The organism is Chromobacterium aquaticum (assembly GCF_021129195.1).
Classification (GTDB): domain Bacteria; phylum Pseudomonadota; class Gammaproteobacteria; order Burkholderiales; family Chromobacteriaceae; genus Chromobacterium; species Chromobacterium aquaticum.
This window is the reverse complement of sequence record NZ_JAJOHW010000306.1, coordinates 1-532: the sequence shown is the minus strand read 5'-3', so window position 1 is coordinate 532 and position 532 is coordinate 1. Positions and strand designations below refer to the sequence as shown.

Annotated in this window: 1 protein-coding gene; it reads right to left on the bottom strand. The window is 69.4% G+C overall.

The window, feature by feature from the left end:
• A partial coding sequence (locus LQT98_RS23965) for a hypothetical protein (RefSeq protein WP_231465775.1) occupies positions 1–532 on the bottom strand: 532 nt, incomplete at both ends.

The following is a 532-nucleotide window of genomic DNA, read 5'->3' as shown; positions in this document are numbered from 1 at the left end:
GCCGCCGCCGGCGCGCCGCCGCCTTCCACTTGCACCTGCAATTGCTGGAAGTACTGGCGCAGCAGCAGCAGGTAGTCGGTCTGGCTGCTGTTGTATTGGCCGAACACGTAATCATAGCCCGGCGCGCCGGCGTAGCTCGGCACGTTCAGGCGCACCCCCGGCGGCGCCGGGAAGAACACGCCATGGGCGTTGGCCGCCGCGGCGGAGGCGAAGCAGATCGTCGCCTGCCGCGCCAGGAAGGCCTCCACCTGGTCGGCCGGAATCGGCAAGGGCTGGTCCGGGTTGGAGAAATACTGCAGCGCCTGATTCAGGAAGGTCGCGCTGACCACTTGCTGGTTGAGCTGATCCGGGCTCATCGCCCCGCTCATGCCGGCGGCCAATACCCATTGCAGCACCCGCACCGCCAAGTCTTCGAAACCGTCATCGCCGCCATTGGCGGCGACATTGGCGCGCAGCGCCTGGCCTCGACGCGCGCGCGCCAGCGCCGCATGCGCCAGTTGGCCTGACTCGGACGCGCCGTTGCGGGCCGCCG